Annotated in this window: 8 protein-coding genes; 3 read left to right on the forward strand and 5 right to left on the reverse strand. The window is 59.4% G+C overall.

What is annotated here, in order from left to right; genetic code table 11:
- Nucleotides 1–104 precede the first annotated feature (104 nt).
- From ileS to SH410x_RS27040, 3 genes are all read left to right on the forward strand, one after another.
- The gene (ileS, locus tag SH410x_RS27030; RefSeq protein WP_473672517.1) at nt 105–3,671 is read left to right on the forward strand and encodes an isoleucine--tRNA ligase; all 3,567 of its coding nucleotides are present in this window, start codon (nt 105–107) and stop codon (nt 3,669–3,671) included.
- Nucleotides 3,671–4,270: a phosphoribosylglycinamide formyltransferase gene (purN, locus tag SH410x_RS27035; protein WP_473672519.1), complete on the forward strand. Its 600-nt coding sequence runs from the start codon at nt 3,671–3,673 to the stop codon at nt 4,268–4,270. Before ileS ends, purN begins: the two co-directional genes overlap by 1 nt.
- A gap of 296 nt (nt 4,271–4,566) precedes the next feature.
- Nucleotides 4,567–5,793, forward strand: a complete 1,227-nt coding sequence (locus SH410x_RS27040) for a hypothetical protein (protein WP_473672521.1) — start codon at nt 4,567–4,569, stop codon at nt 5,791–5,793.
- 127 nt (nt 5,794–5,920) lie between these two features.
- On the opposite strand, the gene SH410x_RS27045 is transcribed toward SH410x_RS27040, so the two are convergent.
- The 5 genes from SH410x_RS27045 to SH410x_RS27065 form a co-directional block, all read right to left on the reverse strand.
- On the reverse strand, nt 5,921–7,753 hold the full coding sequence (locus SH410x_RS27045) for a hypothetical protein (protein ID WP_473672523.1): 1,833 nt from the start codon (nt 7,751–7,753) through the stop codon (nt 5,921–5,923).
- Nucleotides 7,750–11,493 (reverse strand): DUF5682 family protein, encoded by a 3,744-nt coding sequence (locus SH410x_RS27050; RefSeq protein ID WP_473672525.1) that lies wholly within the window; start codon nt 11,491–11,493, stop codon nt 7,750–7,752. Before SH410x_RS27050 ends, SH410x_RS27045 begins: the two co-directional genes overlap by 4 nt.
- Nucleotides 11,493–12,671 carry an ATP-binding protein gene (locus SH410x_RS27055; protein ID WP_473672527.1) on the reverse strand — a complete coding sequence of 393 codons (1,179 nt, stop codon included), beginning with the start codon at nt 12,669–12,671 and terminating at the stop codon, nt 11,493–11,495. The genes SH410x_RS27050 and SH410x_RS27055 overlap by 1 nt, the downstream gene beginning before the upstream one ends.
- A 95-nt stretch (nt 12,672–12,766) precedes the next feature.
- Nucleotides 12,767–17,944: a DNA-binding protein gene (locus SH410x_RS27060; protein ID WP_473672529.1), complete on the reverse strand. Its 5,178-nt coding sequence runs from the start codon at nt 17,942–17,944 to the stop codon at nt 12,767–12,769.
- Entirely contained in the window at nt 17,941–18,834 is an 894-nt protein-coding gene (locus SH410x_RS27065; RefSeq protein WP_473672530.1) for a DUF4132 domain-containing protein, read from the reverse strand. Before SH410x_RS27065 ends, SH410x_RS27060 begins: the two co-directional genes overlap by 4 nt.
- Nucleotides 18,835–18,975: the final 141 nt, after the last annotated feature.

The following is an 18,975-nucleotide window of genomic DNA, read 5'->3' on the forward strand; positions in this document are numbered from 1 at the left end:
CGAAAGAACCGGGGCTGGGGAAAAAGTCGTTGAGAACCTAAAGTGTGGGTTTGGAGTCCGTTTGGCTCTGTTTTTGTCCTGAGTTTCCCTAGGTTTGGTTTTCGATGTCCGCGAAACCCGCTTCTGCTGCCGCGTCGACTGTCTCTTCCTCGGCTCCCGCCAAGGCATTCCGTGCCGCCGCGGCCAGCCCCTCGTTTCCGGCCCTCGAAGAAGAGGTGCTAGCGTTTTGGGATGAACAGCAGATTTACGAAAAATCGCTAGCCCGGCGGGCTGACGCGCCGACGTTCGTGTTCTTCGAAGGACCTCCGACGGCCAACGGGATGCCGCATCCAGGTCACTGCTTGACCCGCGCGATCAAGGACGTTTTCCCCCGCTACAAAACGATGCGAGGGTACCGCTGCGAGCGCAAAGCCGGCTGGGATACCCATGGATTGCCCGTCGAAGTGGAAGTCGGCAAAGAACTCGGGATCCACTCCAAAGAGGATATCGAGACCTACGGTGTCGAGCCGTTCATCCAAAAATGCCAGCAAAGTGTGTGGCGGTACATGCGGGAGTGGGAAACGCTCACCCGCCGACTGGGGTTCTGGGTCGATCTCGGCGAGGCCTACGTCACCTACCACCAGTCGTACGTCGAGAGCGTGTGGTGGAGCCTGAAAAACCTGTTCGATCGCGGCCTGCTTTATCAAGGTCACAAAATTGTATGGTGGTGGGCGCAGGGCGGGACCGCATTGTCGGCGGGCGAAGTCGGCCAGGGATACCGCGAAGTCGCCGACCCAAGTGTGTACGTCCTGTTCCCGCTGGTCGCCGCATCCGCCTCGGCGCCCAAACGTTCGCTCGTCGTGTGGACGACGACGCCGTGGACGCTGCCCAGCAACATGTATGCAGCGGTGAAAGCGAATCTGGACTACGCGGTCGTCGAAGATCGTGAAACGGGGGAGCAATTCGTGCTCGCGGCCGCCCTCGTCGAAACACTCGCGACCAAGATCAAACGTGAACTGAAACTCGTCGAGACCGTCTCCGGTGCATCGCTAGTCGGCCAGCGCTACGAACCGCCCTTCACCGACTATCGCGAGCGGCTGAGCGATCCACAGGGAACGCTCAAAACCGGTGACCGCGAACATTTGTACTGGCGCGTCGTCGCAGCGGACTTCGTCACCACGGATTCCGGCAGTGGACTGGTGCACTTGGCACCCGCATTCGGTGAAGTGGATTACGAGGTGTTCAGCGAACAACGTGGGCGGTTTGCCGAAGGCGAAGGCCCCGACCTGCTTTGCGCCGTGGCGCCGGACGGCAAGTTCACCGATGAATTCCCTGAGATGCAAGGTGAATGGGTCAAGTCGACCGACAAAGCGCTCACACGCCAGCTTCGCGATCGTGGCAAACTGCTGCACCAAGAGCAGTACCTGCACGACTATCCGTTCTGCTGGCGCGCCGACGAGGATCCGTTGATCCAATACCCGCGCGAGAGCTGGTTCATCCGCACAACCCAGTTCCGTGAGTTGATGCTGAAAAACAATTCAAAAATCGGATGGCAGCCCGAGCATATTCGCGACGGACGGTTCGGTAATTTCCTCGACAGCAACGTTGACTGGGCGCTCTCCCGCGAACGCTATTGGGGCACGCCGCTACCGATCTGGGTTTGCCAGGCAACCGGTAAAATGGAAGCGGTCTGCAGCTACGACGAACTGCTCGCCAAACCCGACGTGCAGGGTACGGAAGTCTGGGCGGCGGCGAAGCAAGCCAATCCGGAATTGGCGGATGACCTACGCGTCCACAAGCCGTACATCGATGCGGTGACTTATGCGTCGCCATTTGAAAAAGATGCGCGAATGAAACGCGTTACCGAGGTGATCGATTGCTGGTACGACAGCGGTGCGATGCCGTTCGCCCAATGGGGTTGGCCGCACCAGAACGCAGATCGCTTTGCCGAGCAGTTCCCCGCCGATTTCATCAGCGAAGCGATCGACCAAACCCGCGGTTGGTTCTACAGCCAATTGGCGATCAGCACCATGCTCTTTGGCGAAGGCGCGTCGATCGACGTTAGCGATTCGCCATCAAAGAGTGCCGGCGACACGCTGGCCAGCCGCCGCACCGAGCAGACCTACCCACACCCCTATCGCAACTGTATCGTGCTCGGACTGATGCTCTCGCAGTGGTTCGAAGCCACGAACGAAAGTGGCACCAAGATCGTTGCGCTGACACAAGAAGAAACGGCGGAACATCCCGGCCTGTCCTTCACGAAGAAGACCGGCAAGATGTCCAAGCAACTGCGGAACTACCGCAGTCCCTCGGAGATCTTTGATCGCTACGGGGCCGATGCAATGCGTTGGTACTTCTTTGCCAACCAAGCGCCGTGGAATTCGATCATCTATTCCGATAGTGCGATCCGCGACTCGATCCCCGAGTTCCTGCTGCGGCTTTGGAACACGTTCAGTTTCTTCACGATCTATGCGGAAATCGATGGTTTTGATCCCACCACAGCCACGGGTGCCGACGATCAGCTGACACCGGAAAGTCTGGCTTCGGCACCGACCTATCGACCGGTATCTCAGCGTTGTGAAATCGATCGCTGGATCCTCTCGGAACTGAACGTGGCAATCGGCACAATCACCGATCGCATGGATCGACTGGACAACTACAACGCCTGCGGTGCGATCACGTCGCTGCTCGATGGGCTGAGCAATTGGTACGTCCGCCGTAGCCGCGATCGATACTGGGCCAAGGATCCTCAGTCGGTCGACAAGCACGATGCGTACTGGACGCTGTACGAGGTGCTCGTCCAGCTCACCAAATTAATCGCTCCGTTCGTGCCGTTCTTGGCGGATCGCCTGTGGCAAGAACTCACCCGCCCGTTCGGGAATCGGGTCCTCGCCAGCGTTCATTTGTGCGACTATCCCGAAGCCGACACCGCGCGGATCGACGCGGAGTTGTCGACATCAATGAAAGTCCTGCGTGAAATCGCCTCGTTGGGCCGGGCGGCTCGCGCCGATGCGAAACTCAAGGTTCGCCTGCCGCTCGCAGCAGTCGAGGTGGTGCTGAGCGAAGACAGCCAAATCGCATGGCTGCAGTCACACGATTCGCTCGTGCGGGAAGAACTCAACGTCAAATCGGTTGCCTACACGACCGACGGCGGCGATTACGTGCAGTACAGCGTGGTCCCGAATTTCAAACGACTCGGCCCCAAGGTCGGTCGGCAGATCCCCGTTGTCAAGAAACTCCTCGGGGAAGCCGATGGCAACGAGCTGCTGAGCCAATTGCAAACGACGGGCACGGTTTCGCTATCACTCCCCGACGGCAGTACACTGGAGCTCGACAACGAAGATATCGAAGTCCGACTCCAAGCACGCCAGGGCTGGGCCGCCGCCCAGGGGACGTCCTGTGTTGTCGTGCTCAACACCGAGGTTACCGAAGAACTTCGCCGCGAAGGCATCGCCAAAGACTTGATTCGTGCGATTCAAAGCCAACGCAAAGAAATCGGCTGCGACTATACCGATCGCATTGAAGTCGGCATCGTGACGCAGGACCCCGACACGCTGCAGGCGATCGAAAATCATCGCGAGATGATCTGCCACGAAACACTGGCTCAGCAATTGGTGACCGAGACCTTGCCGGACGTCGATCCAGCCGAAATCGAAAACGGCGAACTGTATGTAGCCAGGGTAAAAGATTGATGTCCACTTCCAACGGTTCTGAAAAACTTCCTGTCGCGGTATTTCTCAGCGGCAGTGGTCGCACACTCGCCAACCTGATCAAGCATCGGGACCAGCATGACTTGCCAATCGACATTCGCTTGGTGATCAGCAGCCGCGGCGACGTTCGTGGCGTCGAGATCGCAAGGGATGCCGGGATTGAAACGCTCGTCATTCGCCAGCGTGATTACCCCGATGCCAACGGCTATAGCACCGCGATGTTCGCACCGCTCGGTGAACGCAAGATTGAATATGTCGTGATGGCGGGATTTCTCAAGCACGTTCTGATCCCCGACGCATTCGAAAACCGAGTGCTGAACATTCACCCATCGTTGCTGCCTGCCTTCGGAGGCCAGGGTATGTACGGACATCGCGTGCATGCCGCAGCCATCGAGCGGGGCGTGAAAGTCACGGGGTGCACGGTGCATTTCGTCGACAACGAATACGACCACGGCCCGATCCTGCACCAACGAGCCTGCCCCGTGCTCGCAGACGATACTCCCGACACGCTAGCCGCCCGCGTGTTCGAACAAGAATGCTTGGCGCTGCCCGAAGCGATCAGAATGATCGGGCAACGCTAGGGGCCGTTGTCGCGTTGACGCTATCGGCGGCACAGGACTCGAGCCCCTCCGCGATCGAGGATACCTGACTGGATGTCAGCCCCAGGCAGATGACTGCTATTTTTGCTTTTTTTTCAAAACACAGCTAGTTTTTCGAACCCAGATCGTTGCCGGTCAAGCCTGTGTTGTTGACCCCGATCAAAAAGCGGAATGAGCGAACTCATGGATGCCACTGCGGCACGAGATTCAAAATCCGTCGGGCTCGTTTGTATTCACTCACTCGGCGATGCCGGGTAACTCATGGCGGGGCACACCAAATGACACACCGACTGAAACCACTATTCAAAATCTCACTCGCCCTGGTCGCGGTGGTGCTCATCGCCGGCGCAGTTCTGAGTTGGCGCTCATTCGCGGCCGTCGAAGCGGTGTTGAAGCCGATCCGTGAGCGAGGCGAACCGGTGTCGATCGCGGATCTAAAACCCGCTCCCGTCGCTGACGACGAGAACGCTGCGACGTATCTGACGCCAATTTCCCAAGAGATCGAGCAGGTTGTCAATGAAGCGTACCCGATTGCGTATGCGGAGGACTTTTCATGGCGAACTGGATTGACGCAGGAACAAATCGCAAAGCTGCGGACGATCCTGGATGCGCATCCCCACCTTGCCGATCAAATCTCCCAGGCATCAAGCTGCGACCAACTCGCGTGGCCATTGGACTATGACTTGACGCCAAACGATCTCACGGAGCAACTGCTGACGACTCAACAGGTGCGTTCCATCGCACGGTTCCAAGTGTGCCGCGCTCGCTATCTCGCCGCGATCGATAAGCCGGAAGAGGCCGCTGCCGTCTGCCTAGAAGAACTACACTTGATCCACCTGCAGGCTGACACACCGCTGCTGATCTCATGGCTACTCAACGTCGCCTGTCGTGGTGAAATCTTGAACCAACTCAACGGGATTCTGCAAACCGAAACGCTGAAACCTGAGACACACGCAGCGATCGAACAAGAACTGGCGCTGACCGGCCTGACAGACCATTTTACACAGGCGCTCAAAACCGAACGCGCCTTCGGCATCGATAGTCTTCGAGGATTCTCAATCCTCGCTTCTCCGTTGACACCCCAGTTAAAAAACTACATCGAATACATGAGCGAGCAAATGGATATCGCAGCCGCGATGCCATTCGAGTCGTCGCCGCGATCCAGCGTGACCGCCACCGGGATGACGGAGCTCCTGGTGCCTGCCATCGATAACGCTCGCGATGCGGGGATCCGCGCACTCGCAATAGAACGTTGTTTGCGAATCCTCAATGCGATCGAGTCGCGCCCCGAATCGGAATCATCGGTTGACCTCAGCAATGTAAAGTTGCCGGCCGAAGTGATGATCGATCCGTACAGCGGGCAGTCGCTGATCACCAAGTCAACCGAGGACGGTTGGGTCGTTTACAGCGTCGGCAAAAACGGCATCGACGATGGGGGCGAGCTCGAACTTGATAGTGTCACCAACGAGTCCCTCGACATTGGCATCGGACCGCCCGCAGCCTGACCGATGCGCAAAAGGGGCGAGAAGCCACGGATCGTGGGGAACATCGATTTCGCCCAGGGTTCCGCACGGACGAATTTCCACCGGGCGTGTCCCGGCAGGAGCAACGACTCACCAGCGGCAAGGCCTCTCATCCCAGCATGCGCAACCACTTCTCACGCTCGTAGTATCCACGCGATGCACGCAGGTATTGCTCCGCCGCGGCCAACATGTGCGGACGATTGAATCGATCTGCGTGTTGCATGTCACCGCGACGCTGGCTCACCGCGGGTGCTTCGGCACATGCCATCGCCAAACCGTCGAGCATGCTGGCGGCCGTGATTTGACCTCGCGAAACCAAGCGGGCGTGATCTCGGCGATGGGTCGCCGACGCGATGGCCCCCACTGCTCCTCGGCCACCAATCACCAAGGACGCGCAGCGACGATCCAGTCCCGGAAATAGCTCAGCCGACGATACCGGGCCCGCAACTTTTGAAATCGAATCCACACCCGCAGTGCCATCGAACTCGGTAGCAAATCTCTCGGCGTCTCGAAAATAATGACGTTTGAGTTTATCGAGTCCCAAGTGACAGCATCCCGCCCAGGAATCCGGCAATGCTAGATCGTCCGACGAGGGGCACAGACTCAATCCATCGATCCAGCCAGCCCGGTCCAGCCGTAGGCGACCGACCAGTTCCAACGCCAGTCCCGGACATCTCGCCAGCATCTGCAAGTTCACGCGAAACGGTAGAGCGGCATGATCGATCGAGATCCCCAGGGTCACTCGAGAGTCGCCTCCGTCGAGTTCCATGGCAACACCGTGACCACGGGCACCGAGGACCTTGCCACGCACGCAAACCAAGTCCCATCCACCTCGCTGCGGCCATTCGGGTTCACGGGCGAGCTCGAAGACGGCGGAAACCTGATCTCGCAGTGGTGCCGACCAACGCCCCGACGACAGACGGCTCACGAGCGATTCACGAGCGTTCGGTACCCCGATCGCCCATCGTGTCGTGCTACCTTTCCCCAGCCGGCCGTCAGGTGAGCAGGTCAGATTGTGCACGTCGATGCGTGAACGGCTGAGTGTTTGGGCAGAGGCATTCGTCCCTCCCAGATCGATGCCGCCACGGTACGCTTGGCCGATCAGGCCCACCTCACCCGGACGCGTCTCGACAATTTGATAGATTTTTTCATCATCGCCCATCAGGTGCGTCACCACACCCGCGTACCCGCTCAGCGTCAAGATCGGCTCGGCGAGCACGCCATCCAATTGCCTCAACGATGTCGGTAAAAACCGGCGACGTAGGAACCCCAGCTTTGCAGGCGGGAGTGTCTCCGCACGCAACAACTCATTGGCTGCGTCAATCGCCGTGACAGCATCACTGCGTAGACGTTCGCAATCGGTGTGATCGTCCGCTCGCCGAAGTCGCTGGATCCCTTCTGCCACGCGAATCAATGCCGCCGAAAGATGGATTAAACCTTCAGCCCGGGCTTGATGAGCGGCGCGGAGTAGTGACGACTGTACGATCACGCCACTGGCACGCGCCCCGCTGACCATCACGCCATCGATCGCATGCAGACTCTCGACGGCCGCCTGCCGCATCGCGGCGGTGACTTCCGTTTCTTCGTGTGGCAAGGCCGCCGCCCCCACATCGTTATCGCTATTGCTGTCTCTGGCTGGCGAGCTGCCTGCGTCACGGGTGAATGACAACAGCGTCACACACGCGAGCACGTGAAAGCACTTCGGTGAAAGCAGGCAAGAACAGGCCACCTCCTGCAGTTGCGTGATTTGGTTATCGCGATCCACCTGCAAACGAACCGTTTCTTCGCCTGCCGAAATGCTCCAGATGAGTTCGGTGCAATCCCAATCCCAATCACGCGCCGCATTGGGCTCTCGATCCAAGCGTTTTCTCACGCGACTCGGGGCCGCGTCGATGATCGCAGGCAGTAACTCGGCAGCGATGGTAGGGCGAACGGTTGTCATGAGCCGGCCTGTGCCCCGCGAATCTGCTCCCCAATCCAACGTGCCAAATTCTCAGGGCTGACCGCCGCGACCGGCATGCCTGCCCCAACCATCATCGCAGCGAACCCTTGATGGTATCTCGCCACACCACGATCATCGAGTGCGGCCAGTCCAAGACACGTCACCCCCGAATCGACCAAGGCGCGAACCTCAGCAATCATGCTTCCCACGGAAACGCCTTCTTCAAAATCGGATACCAAAACCACAATACTGCGGGAGGGAACCGTGACGCTCGCCCGCGCCGCCCGCAGCCCCAGTCCAATGTTGGTTCCCCCGCCGACTTGCACCTCCAATAGCAGCGACAGCGGATCGGCAACCTTTTCACTGAAATCGAGTACCTCTGTACTGAACGCTAAAAACTTCACCGACAGGGCTGGCAAGGCATCGAGCACCGCCGCGACGAGGGCACTGTAGATCACCGACGCGGACATTGACCCCGAGACATCGACGACAAAGGTAACGTGCCAATCCATCTGACGTTTGGCGGGCGAATGAAACATCAACCGCTCAGCGACAATGGTGGCCCGTCCGTCTGGCCGACGATGACAGTTCGCCAAATTGTCACGAATGGTGCGTGCCAAATTGAGTTTGCGTGCCCTCCGCCGAGTTGGCCGGGGCGATGACAGCCCATTGAGCGCCGGCTGCAAACGCACCGCCAACTGTTCCGCCAGCTCCTCGGTGATTCGTCGTGCCAGTCGCCGCAGGGTCGCGACTTTCGATTCGGGCATCGCACCGGCGAGCGACAAAATTTGTTCGAGCAACTCAATCGAAGGGGTCACCGCATCGGGATCGAGCAGCTCCACAGCAGCCGAGCGTCCCGCACCTGCGGCCACACCCAGCACCTCTTGGCACAAATCACTTCCGAACAACTCCTCTAGATCCTCCGCCCACTGGGCCGTCGAAGGCTGCGGCGCCTCGCTTCCGCCGCCCGCACCGGGCGGTCGGTCCGCTAACCCTGCCCGTGCTCCCTCACCTCGGCCGCGGCCATATAGCTGGTCCAGCGACGTGGCACACCGGGAAGCCATCGGCGAATGGGATTCCGGTGGCAAGCCGAAAATCAACCGCCATCGATCTGCCATCGTGAAGTCGGTCTCGGATCGCTGAGTCGATGCGGAAATGGCACCATTGCCAATCGACTCCGGTCCCACAAGAGGCTCCTCCCCAGCGGACTTCAACGAGGAAGCCAGCCACGCGTTGGTCGCGGGGTAGAGCGATTCAACGGCACGCCGTCCCGCCAAATCAGCTTGTCGCAACAACACCAGTTCGTCCGCTATCGCTGCCGAATCTCGCTGCGGGTCGAACGACAATGTCGAACCACTGGCGTTCAAACTCGTCCCACGCTCGTCCAGTTCCGATAGACAAACGACCAGCAACCGCTGCCGATCAGCAGGCGAAAACTCAGCAAACGCGCCACGCAACGAAGGCAAACGTGACAAGAAAACGGTATCGGTCATACGATCGATGCCATCACCGAGACCACTCAACCACATCGCGTCACTTTGCATCCGCGGCAAGAGCACTTGTGTCGCTCCGGCGAGCGATTCCTTCAGCCTCGATCGCCCCTCTCGATCGGTAGCAGAATCGAGCCAACCTCGTACCAGACCGGCAAATTTGACACCACTTTGTTCCGCCAAGAGACACAGCGCTCCCGCCCCCGCGCCACGCATTCGGTCGCTACCGCTACGCAGCGTTTGACGGCACCAATGCGTCAGTCGTACGCGCCCCGACTGCGAGGGTGGCCCGGCGATGTCAGTCATCACGGCGGCTTGCAAATCACCGGTTATCCAGTCGAGCAGATCGACGAGCGCCGTGACATCACTCGGATCCTGCGAGCCGCTCAACCCAGCTAAACGCTCCAACGCCGTTTGTAAACAGGAATGGATGGTATCGAGCGAGTCCGGCCAAACGAATGCTTCGACCCATGGCGGATACGCTGAGTCAGAGGCGGTTGGCAAACCCGGGAGATGTCCCGCGCGAATCCGCGTGATGATCGTCACCGCGGTGACGAGCTCGGATAATCCTGCCGAAGCTCGAAAGGAGTCGCCAATTTGCGTGAGCGTCCGCTTGGTCAGTCCCACCAAACCGCACTCGGTGGCGATTCGCAGTCGACTGAGAATCGTCGCGGGGAGATCATCGTCCTCAGCGAGATCTTGACCGGGAACTCGCCCCGCCGTTCGCACCATGGCCTCAACGACTTGCCGCAGCGTGACGCCGTAGCGTGAAACCGATTCAATAGTCGCTGCGGTCCCCTGCTGCCATTGAACTCGCCAACGTTCGATCAGGTTCTCGCGATGACCGCGTTCGATTTCATCGACGCGTTCAGCGTAGGGAATGCCCGCTGCATTGAGTTGCCGTAACACGACCGCTCGGGCGCGATCACGGGGCCGACGCAGCACATCGAGGTGAAGTTCCTTGGCGTCTTCATCGACACGCTTGCGAGCACCGCTCGAGGCACGACGAGCGGGCCGCGCCCCGCCACTGAACGAATCACGGCCGGGCAGACTCAACGCCTCGAGTTGCCGGTCGATATCAACAGCGAGTCCGCAGCGAGGTGCCGCGGGGGTGACCGTTCCCATTTGATCACCGATCAACACCTCGCCCGCGGCTCTGGCGACGGCACGGCCGCGCCCCATTAAATCGCCCTGCACTAAACACGACTCGATCGCTTCGACGAGCTCGCCCCGACCCGCAACACCCAACCCTCTCAGCCTCGCCAGATCACGCATCATCCGAAGCGTCTCGGTTGCGTCGGGCATCCCGGCCACGTGTCCAGCCCGCCGAAGTCGCCGACAGACCGCGGTGACAAGTTCTGCGGCCGCAGCGTCAGCATCCTGCCGCGACTCCGCTTCCCACATCCGCTGATGCCATACGGGATCGCGCACGCCGGCGGGGTAACCGCTACGCTCGTCAAGTTGTGCAAAGGAATAGGGCACGAGCGATATCCCCACACCGTCGGTCGCTTCGGTGATCGCTTCGGCCAGCATGGCGGCATCCTGATCCCGTTGTGACGCAACCACTTCGGGGAGCAGCGCGGCTGCATGAAACGAACCGATCACGGCGGCACTGTGCTCCGGTACCGCCCGAATTGCTTCGCGCATGGCCGCTTCGCGAATGAGATCTCGAGCGGAGATCTGCGGCGTGCTGTGACGGATCGCATAACCAAAGAGCAAAGCCGCGGCGCGGATCGATTCCTGTTCTGAATCAAATCCCGGTGACTCCACCAACCGTTGCCACAATCCCCCCGTGTCGGTCTCACCGGTACGACGCAACAGTCGATCGAGCAAAGTCGCCCTCGTTTCCGACTCCGACTCCGACGGATCACCGGACTCGGACGACTCCAAAATGGACACGTGACTCTTGGCCGCGACCGACAAATCGCAAGGCACGACGGGAACGCCTCGCTGCCGTGCCCAACGAATCGCAACCCACTCAGGCGAAAAATCCGCCATCGGATAAAAGAATAAACCGTGCTGCTCATGCACCGCTGAGATGGCGACTGGTGCGATCGTTTGGGGATCAGCCAGATGCTCGATCCAGTCCGCAAGATCGGCGGGCAGTTCGACGAGCAGGCACTGCGGAGCAAACGCATCGAGCATCTCCGGTACCGCTCGCGAGAGCGCTGCCGAATGGTGCCGCACTCCGATCAAAAGCGGAGTGCGTGACTGCGTCAAAACGGATATCGACGGATCAAGCGAATCCATCACTCCTCCAAAATCCCGCGCAGATCAACCAGCCGTTTCCACAGTGGCGAGCCATCCTCCGCCCGTCGCCGCACCGGGCCATCCCAATAGGCAAGCAACCGCTCGCGGTCCTTCGCTTCGTCCTTCATGACCACGCCGAGCAAGTGACCCGGCATACGTGAAACCGGATCAAAGCCGCTCGGAAAAAACACGCTCTCACGAGTGATCGCGGTGGCGACCGCAACCGCTTCGGCGGTACTCATCACGGTACTCGGACGCGTCACCTGCCATCCCTCATCACTGCGCCCACTCCGCAGATCGCGGAAGATGGTTACCAATAGTTCCACGAGTGAGCGATCCACGGAGACCTGCGAACCAGTCTCTGCGAGGAGCGCCGCGGCGCGGACCGATACTAACTCCCGCTCGCGGACTTCGTCGGCAATCGGCGCGATGGTTTCAAAATTGAATCGACGTTTCAATGCCGCCGACATTTCCGACACCCCGCGGTCACGCAAGTTTGCCGTCGCGATGAGCGAGAACCCCGGAGCGGCAAAGATGCTGTTGCCTTGCCCATCATCGGATTGATCCATCTCGGGAATCATCATGCGTCGTTCACTCAGGATCGAAATCAACGCGTCTTGAACCTCCGGCAAACAGCGCGTGACTTCTTCGAATCGCACGACCTTGCCGTCCCGCATGGCCGTCATGACAGGCGACGGCACGAGTGCCTCGCGGACAGGCCCCCGATCGAGCAGCATGGCATAGTTCCAGCCATATCGAATTTGATCTTCCGTCGTCCCCGCCGTCCCCTGCACCGCGAGCGCCCCCGTACCGCTGATCGCAACGGCCAACAACTCCCCGAGCATGGACTTGGCGGTGCCCGGTTCACCAACAAGCATCAAACCACGTTCACCGGCGAGCGTCACAACACAGCGTTGGACGACATCTCGTGGGCCGACAAACTTCTCGCTGATCACACGCGAGTTCACTTTGCCACTCCCAACCTTGACACCATCGCTGCCACAGATGAAATCCACGACCGCCTGCGGGGACAACCCCCAGCCCTCCGGCCGCGGAGCAGTATCGGATTGCGAAAGGGCCGCGAGCTCGTCGGCATAACGAACTTCAGCAGGTGGCAGTTGCACGCGTTTGGAAACGCTGCTGGGAGACGTTTTCGGTTTGACTCTTTTCTTGGCCATGAAATAGGCTGGCTTTTGGATTGAAAGGATGGGTGTTCGCGGAGCAGACGAGTCGTTTGGCGACTCGATCCAGCGTCTCGGAGAGCCCCGGCGACTTAGGACATCGTCTCTTCGTATTTGGGTGCATCGCCACTGACAACCCGCTGCCAAGCCAAGCGAAACTGATCGCCAACGCAGCGCCGACAAACGATCAAACTGGCGTAGCCACCACGCAGTCGGTCAGTGTTCTGATAGCCAAACATGGTAAGCTTCCACGTTTCAATGGGGAGGTTAGGGAGCTTCAGTGGCTCCCATCCACCGGGCAAGAACACGTCCCGCCCGGCACGACTGCGTTTGGCATTGACGACGTGTCCACCATCGACCAGCTCTTTCGTCGCTGCCTTCAAACGCGCCGTCGTCCAGTCGTTCCACAGTTTGACATTTGCATTGGTGCAGTCATGCAGCGACAGCAACTGCAAATACAAAACGGCTGCGTCTTCGCTGAGTTTGAGCTGCTTGGCGACCTCCGCGACCGTCTCCGCCGCTGAAATCCGTGGGTCATGCTCCCAGGCTCCATCAGCAATCGCCACATCGCCCACACCATCGCGATTGGCATCCCGCAGGGTGGTCATCTCGTCACAACGCATGGTGCGAACACAATCAGCGAATTGCAGATGCTCGGTACCGTCGGTTTCCCAGTCGAATGTCAACGCTGCCGCTGCATGCAACGCGGCGTCATCTTTCTCGGTGAGTAGTTTGGCGGGCCGGAACCATAAATCAGCAGCGGGCGGCATGACCGCGCCGACGACCAATCCACTGTCGAAAGCATAGAAGCCGTCCGCCGTCTGTTCACACTTGGCAACCCTGGCCGAGAATATTTCAATCGTGCCGTCCACGTCCGTTGTCTGATCAGCTCGATACGGCTCGGTGCGGCTACATCCCATCGGCAGGACGACGTTCGGATCGCTGAAATAGTCCCGCACCGCGTCAATCAATGCCGGCAGTTTTCGTCTCGCTTGACTACCGTGTGGCAAACGGTAGTTCAGATACGCAATCGCGTCAGGCAGACTGGGCAGCACCGTATCGATGCTAAACGCCAGTGGCGGTGTCAGGGTACCACTGAGCAATTTCCGATGATATTTCGTCTCATACCCAAAATGCAACTGCCGCGGGAGCAACACCGGAGAAGCAGACGGATCAGCCAGTAACTCGCTCAACAATTTCGTATCGAAAGACTGATAGCCTGCCCGCAGCGATTGCATTTGCCCGATCAAATCGGCGGGCAGGTTAACGGTCGCTTGGCGAGTTTGTTGCCATGCATCGACCGTGAACCGAAACGCTAGATCAAGACTTTTACCCAACGCGCCCAAGCTATTGCGACGGCATCCGGTCGCCAAGATGGATAGCGAAGTCGGATCGGCATCGGCCGCCGTCACCGCTGCCTTGATCTCACCGACCTTCCACCCGTAGTGAGATCGCAATTCCTTGGTCAGTTTTTCTTGGCCGTAGGCGACGGTACGGTAATTCCCCATCCAACCGAGGGCGACTTCGATGGGAGAGACACCCAACGATTCAGCCGCGGCTTGCAGTTTTTCTGCAGGGATCAGTGGCAGCGTCTCGACGTGGCCGACGGCATCGATGAATCGCCGCACCGCGTCACCACCCCACAGCTTCCCGAGCGGCAGGGTGTGCTCGATCGAAAAGCTTTTGGGTGGCTTGGGGGTGCCCTTTTCAGCGTACGACAAGATCACAATCTTCTCGGTATTGTAGTTCCCCACTTTGAAGGCCACGTGCCGCGTTTTGCCTTCGACCAACGCGATCGGTCGGTCGTCGCTCGGTGCTTTCCCGGCCTTAGCAAGCTTCTTTTCGGTCGCTTCATCCGGGGCCGCTGCGACGTGCACCACGAAACGACCGGGCAGGTCGAGTATCCCACAATCAGCAACGAAACGCAGTGCGTCGACCCACCCACCCCGGAGTCGCTCGGGCAGGGAAATCCCATCGTCAGCGCCACGGTGCGCGTGCTGCCAAAAGACCTTCCACGCCACCGCGGCGGCGTCATCGAGCAAACCGAAATACCAACTATCACCCGCTGGTAGTTTTTGGATGTCACCACCGCGAAAGAAATCCACCACCATCGTCAGTTGCCGGGGGTCGATCGAGTCGTGGTGATAACCGCGATAGGGTTGCGGCACGACCGACGGTGCAAACGGGATGGAGAGCTCCGCCAGCCCCTCGCGAACCACTTCGTCGGACACCTCCGGTGCTGTCTTTTTCGCATCAGCCTTAGTCGTCGGGGCCCCCTCTTCAGGCTGCCCCAAGACTCGCCGGGACAGTTTACCTAGCGAGATCTGTTCGACCGCTGCGGTGCGGGCAATGCGAGCCACCCCTCGCACCAACCGTGGCGGTGCCTTGGGCAATAATTCGCGTGCTGCAGTGATGGAGGCGGTGCGGTTGGGGTCGGGATGCTTTGGATCCTCCTTGATCTTGAGTGCCTCATGCTCGATACCACCGGCCACCAATAGCTTCTTCGCCTGCGCCGCACTGATCTTCCGCAGTTTTGCAGAGCTAGCCGAGCAACGAATTTGGTAGTAATGCAAGAACAATGGCGGCAGCGCCATCGGCTGTCCCTCCCGGTAACGCGTCAGGTTACCCTTGAGCGATCCGATCCTCATGCCGGTATCGAGATCGATGAGTTCATCTCGATTGGAAACCACCCAATGCGAGGTGCTCGCTGGCTTATCGACAATGGCAACTGCAAAGTGCATCCCATCGTCGACCGCGGGGAGTTTGGCAAGCACGGCGCTCCGCCCATCGATCCCGCGGCTTTCATACTGCTTGTCACGTCGCCGCAACACACGCAGACCCAGCATCCCGCCAGCGACACCGAGCGGCGTTTTTTCGAATGAACTGGGAGCGGGCATGAGATGTGACACCGACCAGCTCACCCTTCCGCCAGCGGGCAGGTTTTCCTCGAACCATGGCGGCACGCTATCTCGAATCGATTTGCCCGTGACGGGGTCGATCTCCTGCAAGCCCAAGCGTTGGGCCGCATCAGCTGCGGGCTCTTCCTCATCGTCGTCGAACTCGTTCCACGCTCGGTATGAATCTTTCTGATTCCAAAATCGTTCGCCATCGGAAAACCAATGCCGAGATTCCGGCAGCTGCTCATCGCCGGCATGCAGCACGCGGGTGCCGTAAAACACACCCCCATCACACGGCATGATCATCTCGACATTCAGACCATAAAAAGATTGACTGGTCGGCTGGGTCTGGCCGCCGTCGCTCAACCACGCGATTTTGTATTCGTATCCCGAACTGGTATCGAGTAGTCCGATCACGACGTCATCACCCACTCGCACAATTTTTTCGATGTGCTGGTCTTTCCGCAACGGAAATTCACCGAGTGTTTGATGCCCCTCGGGGCCGAACGACTCCACTTTATCGTTCTGCAGCACCGTGAGATACGGAAAACCGGCGACGGCTCTGGATCGATACTCGGAGATCTTCGGCAATTTCTGCTGGTCACCAAACGCATCGAGGGCAGGCCAGCCGTATTCATCGAGGAGGCCGGCGGCCAGAGTTCGGTGCAACGCTGCGATCAGATCCACAGCCAATAGCCGCTTACCCAACTCAGGGAACTGGTCACCAGTCGTCCGACCAGCACACTTCACCAACACGTTGAGACTCTCTTCGACGTCGCACAGACCACCTGTCTCGAGATGTTTGACGTGATCGTCGAGGAACCGCCACCACAGCTCGCCGACGGCATCATGGTTTGCCGCCGCTTCTTCAAAACTACGCTGGGGTGCAACGGTCCGGCCGTATGAGTGCCGACTCGGAGTGCTGCCCGTAAAGGTGACCAACGACTCCAACTGTGAATAGACCTTCGGCCCAAAACGCTCATCGGCAATCACATGAGTGAGCTGCGAGTTGCGGCGGTCATGGTCGACATCAGTACGCAACCAACCACTGAAGTCCAGCTCACGATGATCGGCAGTGAAGGCGATCGGCAAGTCCAGCTCTAGCATCATTTCAATCACATCGACATCCAGAATACCGCCGTAGTAGCCACGGCGGGCAAACGGAATCGGCACAGCGGCGGCCCGAATCACATCTGCCGTCTGCGCGATTAAGTCAAAGATTCGTGGGTTTGGCGACGATTCCACCGATGCCAGCCGGCCAATCCAGCCGGCGTGCCCGCCGGGAATCTCGACTTCCTCGGGCAGCTCCGACGCTGGTCGTGCCAGCAGCGGCAACACGCTCCACTGGTCGAGCAGATCCAACCATGCCCACACAGGACTGTCACCACGATAGGACGCTTGCGGGTCGGTATGGGCGAGCAACCACATTCCAAACGTGTCATCATTGGCAACGAGTCGGGCAACATTTTTCTTGACCGACTTCCAAAATTGCATCGATGCTCGCGACATCGCCGGTGATGAGATCACCGCGAGCAAGAAAGCGTCGACCTCCACGTTGGCATCTTTGCCAGCAGCTTTCGCAAATTTGGATAGATCCGTCGCCGCCGTCGCCATCGGTGGCATCCCTCCCATCGTTCGCCGCACCATCAAATCAAATAATGTTTCGAACGCTTCGGCCGGTTCGAACTGATTGGCGAGATCCCGCGTGTATTCCGTTAACGCTTTGCCCGATAGACAACCACTCAGCGTGAACTCGAGCACGGCGTCGCGGCGCCGGTGTGGATCGACGTCGAGTGAGTGCACCCGCTCGGCCTCGAGCGCCTTACCGATCGCGCGTCCCGCATAGGTGGTGTTGCCCAAATCCTTATAGATCCGCGCGGCTTCCTCCCAGAACGGAGGCAGAAAATGTCGCACCGATCGGTTCAGCTCACCCGCCATTTCCACGAACGCATCCATCGCGTGCCCAGGCTTGGACTTGGCTTTACGGCCAGCCGCTTTAATCCGCTTGACGAGCGCCAGAGCATCCTTGGCATTCTCGGGATGGTTGATCAACGCCCAACTGGCAAAACCAAGTGCCTGGCGGCTTTGCCGGGCGATCGGTTTGCTCTCGCCGTCGGGCTGCAAACCTAAAAACTCCATCGCTAAATCTTCAGCGGGCCCCAATCGGTCGGCGCTCAGCCGCACCACGACGCGGTCACCCAGAGCCGCTCCGGTGTATCGCCGCGCCACAACTTTCTCAGTCGCGTGTTCGTCCACTTTCGCCGTCGCCGCTACCATTCCGCCCGCAGCCAATTGGGCATCCCAGCGAACTTGCTGAGCTGTTTTCTTTTTGGTTTTCGGCGACTTTGCCGCCTTCGGTTTCACGCTGCTCATGTCGTTTCCTCCGCTGATTCTTCCACTGTTCGTTTGGCATAAATCGCCGCGGCCATCCGCACCCCCTCGCTAAACGTAACCGCACCGAGATCGCCGATCTTGACGGCGCGTTCACTCGCATCAACGAACACCAATTGCCCCGTATATGTTTCCGCTTCGGGGTACTCGTCGCCGACGTAGAACCGCGCCTCGGTCATGGTGTCGTTCTCCCAGATCCGGCACGTCGCGTAGCCACCGCGAACGGGATAGCCCAGACGGCGGCAGAGTGCCAATGCGAAATTGAGCTGCTCGAACATGCCACCGGAGTAGTCGCTGATCGACTTGAGATTCCGTTGCTCTTCGGTCGGTTGATTGACAGGCCGATAGAGCTGGTCGGTTGTTTGCGAAATCGACAGGTCACCGGCGAGTTCACGCAGTTCGGCCAAGTCCGCGATCAAGATGGGATGCGGGACCATCAACGCGGGTGACTTATGCCACTGCGTCTCCCCGTCGAAATCGATCACGCCGCAGCCTCGCTTGGCATCGACATCGCGCAACAACCCAGTCTGCTCGAAATCGGCCTTGCCCCGAGCGTCGACGGGGGCAACGACAAGGTTCTCGAGACTCGCACGCCAGTCCGGATCCGCCCAAACCTCTTGCAGCACCTCACGTGGAATCGACAACGACCGCAGCATCCAACGTTCAGCGCTGTGCAGGCATTCACTGCGATGATCGGCGAGCCACTCCGCGAGGGCCCGCAACGACTCAGCCGCCTCGGACTCCTTCAACCACTTCGGCACCGACGCCAGCGTTTTGCCTTTGGGATTGCGGCACACCAGTTTGCCGTCACGCAACCCAATCTGGTAATCCCGTTCGCCCGACAACCAAGCGACATCCGACTGCTCCACCATGACCCCACTCTCCCACCCGTGACCAAGTAGCTTGCTAAACCGATCCCCCCATTCTGACAGATTGGCGCCTCACCATGTGGTTCGCATGGAAAGAAAGGATCACGCAAGGACGCGGAGTCGCCAAAACATTGCGGCTCCCAA

The sequence above is a fragment of the Rhodopirellula sp. SH410 genome (genome assembly GCF_055811895.1).